Here is a 5,360-nt window from a genome sequence, read left to right as displayed (position 1 = left end):
GCGTGGGTGCCGGAGCCTGCGCGGCGGGCGCCGGGGCGGGCGCCGGAGTGGGCTCGGGCGCGGGAGCCGGGGCGGGCGCCGCCGGCGCCGGAGCGGCGGCCGGGGCGGCCCCGGCGGCGCCGATGACGCCCAGCTTGGCGCCGACCTCGGCCGTCTCGTCCTCGCCGACCGTGATCTCCAGCAGGGTGCCGGCCACGGGCGCGGGGATCTCGGTGTCGACCTTGTCGGTGGAGACCTCGAGCAGCGGCTCGTCGACCTCGACCGACTCGCCGACCGCCTTCAGCCAGCGGGTGACGGTGCCCTCGGTGACGGACTCGCCGAGCGCCGGAAGGGTTACGGAAACCGCCATGGTTTCTGTTGCTCCTTACGAAAAGTGGCAAATGGTCATGCGCGCTCTGGGATAACGCGGCCAGGTCAGTCGTGAGAGTGCAGCGGCTTGCCGGCCAGGGCCAGATGGGCCTCGCCGAGCGCCTCGTTCTGCGTCGGATGCGCGTGGATCAACTGGGCCACCTCGGCGGGCAGCGCCTCCCAGTTGTAGATCAGCTGGGCCTCGCCGACCTGCTCGCCGACCCGGTCGCCGACCATGTGGATGCCGACGACGGCGCCGTCCCTGACGCGCACGAGCTTGATCTCGCCCGCCGTCTTCAGGATCTTGCTCTTGCCGTTCCCCGCGAGGTTGTACTTGAGCGTGACCACCTGGTCGGCGCCGTACAGCTCCTTCGCCCGGGCCTCGGTGATGCCGACGGACGCCACCTCCGGGTGGCAGTAGGTGACGCGCGGCACGCCGTCGTAGTCGATCGGCACCGGCTTCAGGCCGGCCAGGCGCTCCGCCACCAGGATGCCCTCGGCGAAGCCGACGTGCGCCAGCTGGAGGGTCGGGATGAGGTCGCCCACGGCCGAGACGGTCGGCACGTTCGTCTGGCAGAACTCGTCCACCAGCACGAAGCCGCGGTCGGTCGCGACCCCGGCCTCCTCGTAGCCGAGGCCCTGCGAGACCGGCCCGCGGCCGATGGCCACCAGCAGCACCTCGGCCTCGAACGTCTTGCCGTTGGCCAGGGTGACCCGCACCCCGTCGGCCGTGTACTCGGCGCCCTGGAAGAACGAGCCGAGGGAGAAGGCGATGCCGCGCTTGCGGAAGGCGCGCTCCAGCAGCTTGGAGCTGTTCTCGTCCTCGACGGGGACGAGGTGCGGCAGGCCCTCGACGATCGTCACGTCCGCCCCGAAGGACTTCCACACCGAGGCGAACTCGACGCCGATGACGCCGCCGCCCAGCACGATCGCGGACTTGGGCACGCGGTCGAGGACCAGCGCGTGGTCGGAGGAGATGATCCGGTCGCCGTCTATCGTGAGGCCGGGCAGGGACCTCGGCACGGAGCCGGTGGCCAGCACGACGTGCCGGCCGGTGTACCGCTGCCCGTTGACGTCGACGCTCGTGGGGGAGGACAGCCGGCCCTCGCCCTCCACGTAGGTGATCTTGCGCGAGGCGACCAGGCCCTGCAGGCCCTTGTACAGGCCGGAGATCACGCCGTCCTTGTACTTGTGGACGCCGGCGATGTCGATGCCGTCGAACGTGCTCTTCACACCGAACTCGGAGCCCTCGCGGGCCGCGTCGGCGATCTCGCCCGCGTGCAGCAGGGCCTTGGTGGGGATGCAGCCGTTGTGCAGACAGGTGCCGCCCAGCTTGTTCTTCTCGATGAGTGCGACGTCCAGGCCCAGCTGGGACGCCCGCAGGGCCGCGGCGTAGCCACCGCTGCCGCCACCGAGGATCACTAGGTCGTAAACGGTGCTGGCGTCGTTCGCCACGTCACGTTCCTCCAAGATGGGGTTTTTCGCCCGTGGCCGGTCGACGGTGACCGGCCGGCGGGTTCCGGTGCCGCCGTAGCGGCTGTGGTGTGGCTCTCCTGTGGGTGAGCCGCGGCCCTGTCCTGCCGGGACACCATCTTTGCACGCTGCGGTGACGGGCGGGCCCGAGGCCCTGTCCCGGCCACCGGGACAGGGCCTCGACACGATCGCGGCCGGCCAGCTCGGCCAGCTCGGCCAGCTCAGCCTCAGCCGACTCGGCCGGCTCAGCCCGCCAGCTCGCCGGCGCCGGCCCGCTCCGCGAGACGCACCAGCGTGCGCACCGCGGACCCGGTGCCGCCCTTGGGGGTGTAGCCGAACGGTCCGCCCTCGTTGAACGCCGGGCCCGCGATGTCCAGGTGAGCCCACCGCACCCCGTCGGCGACGAACTCCTTCAGGAACAGGCCGGCCGTCAGGCCACCGCCCATCCGCTCGCCCATGTTCGACAGGTCGGCCACCGACGACTTCAGCCCGTCCGCCAGCTCCACCGGCATCGGCATCGGCCAGGACTGCTCGCCCGCCTGCCCGGCCGTCTCGTGCACCAGGTCGCGGAACGCGTCGTCGTTGCCCAGCACGCCGAAGGTGCGCTTGCCGAGCGCCAGCACCATCGCGCCGGTCAGCGTCGCCACGTCCACCAGCGCGTCGGGCGCCTCCTCGCAGGCCCTGGTCAGCGCGTCGGCCATCACCAGCCGGCCCTCGGCGTCCGTGTTCAGCACCTCGACCGTCTTGCCGCTGTACATCGTCAGCACGTCGCCCGGGCGCACCGCCGAACCCGACGGCATGTTCTCGGCGAGCGCCAACCAACCCGTGACGTTCACCGGCAGGCCGAGCCTGGCCGCGGCCAGCACCGTGCCGAGGACGGCGGCCGCGCCGCTCATGTCGCACTTCATCGTCTCGTTGTGGCCGGCCGGCTTGAGCGAGATGCCGCCCGAGTCGTACGTGATGCCCTTGCCCACCAGCGCCAGCGTCGGGGCGCCGCCCGGGTCGGGCGCGTAGCCGATCCGCACCAGCCGGGGCGGCGCGGCCGAACCCTGGCCCACGCCCATCAGCCCGCCGTAGCCGCCGGCCGTCAGCTCCTCCTCGTCGAGCACCGAGACCTCGACGCCGTACTCGGCGGCCGCCGCCGCGACCAGCGAGGCGAAACCCGCCGGCGTCAGCGCGTTCGGCGGGGTGTTGACCAGGTCGCGGGTCCGCCCGACCTCCTCGGCCAACACCAGCGCGCGCTCCGCGGCCGCCGCGTGCGCCGCGTCGCCGGCGTCCGCGTCGAGCAGCGTGACCCTGGCCAGCGGCCCGCTGTCCGCGCCGTTGAAGCTCCGGCCACGGAACGCGGTGAACGCGTACGCGCCGAGCAGCGCGCCCTCCGCCACCGGCGCGATCCCCTCGGCGCCGCCCACCGGCAGCGCGAACGCCGCGTGCTCCGAGCCCGACAGGGCCCGGGCCGCCACGCCCGCCGCCCGGCGCAGCGTCTCGGGACGGAAGTCGGCGCCCGACTCGGGCGCCGCGCCCAGGCCCACGGCGACCACCAGCGGCACCGGCAGCCCGTCGGGCGCCGGCACCTTGGTGATCTCCTCCTCGTCGCCCTTGGCGCCGAGCGTGCTCAGGGTGGCGGCCAGGCCGCCGTCGAAGGCGGCGTCGACGGCAGCCGCCGCCGGCGAGCCCGGAGCGATGACCGGCCCGGACTCGCCCTTGGCGAGGCCGATGACCACGGCGTCGGCCGGCACCGCGGTCGCCGCGAGATTGCTGAGGGTGAGTTCAGTCACTGTGATGTTGTTCCTCGTCGTCGTTTCACTTTCCGACTCTCCGCGCGGAGCGCGCGCCGCTCGGCCGGATGCCGGATGCCCGCGACGGCCCGAAACCCGGCCGGGGACATCCGCGAGAAGACTACGCCCGGCCCCCGTCAACCCCTCGCTACGGCCAGGGTCACCAACGCCGTCGTACCCGCGACCTCGGCCGCCGCGCCCAGCACGTCGCCCGTCACCCCGCCGAACCGCCGCCGGCAGTGCCACAACAGCCCCTCGGCCGCGCTCAGCCCCAACCCGACGGCGCAGCACGCCGCGAGCGCGCCCGCCACCCCGCCGGACAGCGCGCCGGCGGCGGCGACCACCACCACCGTGCCGCCCAACGCGGCGACGACGGCCGGCACCGGCACCACCCGCGCCACCCCGGCGCCGAGACCGGTCGGCCGGGCCGACGGCGGCCCCGACACCCGGCACGCCCACGTCAGCGCGGCACGCGAGACGAGCCCCGCGACCAGCGCCGCGGCCGGCGCGCCCCCGCCCGTCTCCGCCAGCGCCGCGACCTGCGCGCCCAGCGCGAACAGCAGCGTCACCACGCCGAAGGGACCGATGTCGGAACGCTTCATGATCCGCAGCGCCTCGTCCGCCGGCCGCCCGCTGCCCAACGCGTCCGCCACGTCCGCCAGACCGTCCAGATGCAGCCCACGACTGAGCACCACCGGCACGGCGACGACGAGCACGGCCGCCAACAACGGGCCCACGCCCAGCACCCCGAGAAACCAGGCGACGACCGCCGCCGCGCCCCCGACCACCAGACCGGCCACCGGCGCGCACGCCATCCCGACCCGGGCCGCGGCCCGATCCCACCGCGCGACGCGGACCGGCAACACGGTCAGGGTGCCCAGCGCGAAGCGCAGGCCGTCGAGGGACGAGGCCGGCGTTGCGTCCGTTGGGGGTTCGGGCGGCGTGGCGTTCATCGGATCGCAGCGTAGCGCCGGACGCTGGGAGGCCATGGGCGACTGGTGGGTTCGCAACATCCTCGAACCGGGGAAACTGCCGCTGCTGCTCGCGCTCGTGTCCTTCGTGACCACCTTCATGGTGACCCGCTGCATCACCCGGCTGATCCGGGCCGGCCGCGGCCCGTTCCGCGACATCTCCGCGGGCGGCCAACACGTGCACCACGTGGTGCCGGGCGTCGTGCTGATGGTGATCGGAGGCTTCGGCGCGGTGGCCGCCGGCACCGAGAGCTGGGCCGCCGCCGTCACGGCCGGCGTCTTCGGCATCGGCGCCGGCCTGGTACTCGACGAGTTCGCGCTGATCCTGTACCTGCACGACGTCTACTGGACCGAGCAGGGCCGCCGCAGCGTCGAGGCCGTCGTCCTGACGGCGGCCCTGGCCGGGATGCTGCTGACCGGCTTCTCACCGTTCGGCGTCAACCACTCGGGACCCGAGGAACAACTGGTCAGGCTCAACCTGATCACGACCGTGCTGGCCAACCTGCTGTTCGTGGTCGTGTCGCTGGGGAAGGGGAAGTACGTGCTGGGCGTCGTCGGCGTGCTGATCCCGCCCGTCGCGCTGGTCGGCGCGCTCCGGCTGGCCCGGCCGGACTCGCTGTGGGCCCGCCTCTTCTACCGGAGCCGCCCGCGGTTGCGCGCCCGGGCGGAGCGGCGGGCGCGGCGACACGACGAGCGGTGGGACGGCGTCGGGCGCCGCCTCAGCAACATGCTGGCGGGTCCGCCGGACGACGAGCGCTGACGCCGGGGGCGGCGGCCGGGGGTTTTCCCC

Annotated in this window: 5 protein-coding genes; 1 reads left to right on the top strand and 4 read right to left on the bottom strand. The window is 73.9% G+C overall.

What is annotated here, in order from left to right; translation table 11 throughout:
* The 4 genes from E1283_RS31185 to E1283_RS31170 all read right to left on the bottom strand — a co-directional run.
* Positions 1 to 349, bottom strand: a 349-nt coding sequence (locus E1283_RS31185) for a biotin/lipoyl-containing protein (protein WP_341829966.1), incomplete at its 3' end; no start/stop codon positions are given.
* A 65-nt stretch (positions 350 to 414) separates the two neighbouring features.
* Positions 415 to 1,803 carry a dihydrolipoyl dehydrogenase gene (gene lpdA, locus E1283_RS31180; RefSeq protein WP_132821530.1) on the bottom strand — a complete coding sequence of 463 codons (1,389 nt, stop codon included), beginning with the start codon at positions 1,801 to 1,803 and terminating at the stop codon, positions 415 to 417.
* Between the two features lie 263 nt (positions 1,804 to 2,066).
* Positions 2,067 to 3,599, bottom strand: a complete 1,533-nt coding sequence (locus tag E1283_RS31175) for a leucyl aminopeptidase (RefSeq protein ID WP_132821529.1) — start codon at positions 3,597 to 3,599, stop codon at positions 2,067 to 2,069.
* Between the two features lie 137 nt (positions 3,600 to 3,736).
* Entirely contained in the window at positions 3,737 to 4,552 is an 816-nt protein-coding gene (locus tag E1283_RS31170) for an adenosylcobinamide-GDP ribazoletransferase (RefSeq protein ID WP_243745230.1), read from the bottom strand.
* Between the two features lie 34 nt (positions 4,553 to 4,586).
* On the opposite strand from E1283_RS31170, the gene E1283_RS31165 reads away from it, so the two are divergent.
* On the top strand, positions 4,587 to 5,330 hold the full coding sequence (locus E1283_RS31165; RefSeq protein WP_243745229.1) for a hypothetical protein: 744 nt from the start codon (positions 4,587 to 4,589) through the stop codon (positions 5,328 to 5,330).
* The last annotated feature ends 30 nt before the right edge of the window (positions 5,331 to 5,360 follow it).

Source organism: Streptomyces hainanensis, assembly GCF_004348415.1.
Taxonomy (GTDB): Bacteria; Actinomycetota; Actinomycetes; order Streptomycetales; family Streptomycetaceae; genus Streptomyces; species Streptomyces hainanensis.
Note: the sequence above shows the minus strand (reverse complement) of the source record. Positions and strands in the feature narration are given on the sequence as shown.